Source organism: Rhizobium sp. SVR5-9E (assembly GCF_056755095.1).
This window is the reverse complement of record NZ_JBNDHS010000255.1, coordinates 1-435: the sequence shown is the minus strand read 5'-3', so window position 1 is coordinate 435 and position 435 is coordinate 1. Positions and strand designations below refer to the sequence as shown.

At 42.5% G+C, this 435-nt stretch carries 1 protein-coding gene; it reads right to left on the bottom strand.

All coding sequences use genetic code 11. The annotated features are described in order from the left end of the window. Window positions 1-435, bottom strand: a 435-nt coding sequence (locus ACPYOJ_RS34680) for a hypothetical protein (protein WP_481420274.1), incomplete at both ends; no start/stop codon positions are given.

The window sequence follows — 435 nt, the reverse complement described above, 5'->3', positions numbered from 1 at the left end:
ATTGTGTAGAATAAGCTAATGGTGATGCAGTAGGAATAGCATAAGAAGTAACGTTCCCAACATCCATTCCATTGATAACATCTGTTCCTCCAGGCATTGTACCTACATTAATAACGTAGCTTGTTGTAATTGGAGTCGGAGCCCATGTAATAGTAGGTGTCAGAGAAACTCCTGTCGCTGCGTTTGCCGGGGCAGAAATAGTTGTACAAGAAGGAGGTGTTGTTGGCGGAGGCACCGTAGCATCAAATGCAATATGTGGCCTTCTGTAGTCTGACGAAGTAAGTGTAGCACCAAATGCAGAAGTCGTTGTGACATACTTAGTGGTGTTGCTGTTACTCGTATTCACACAAGGAGAAGAATATTCATACTCCCAATTGATTGTCGCTGACTGAGCTGTTGTTTGTACATATTCTGTAAATACGGCAAGATTACTTC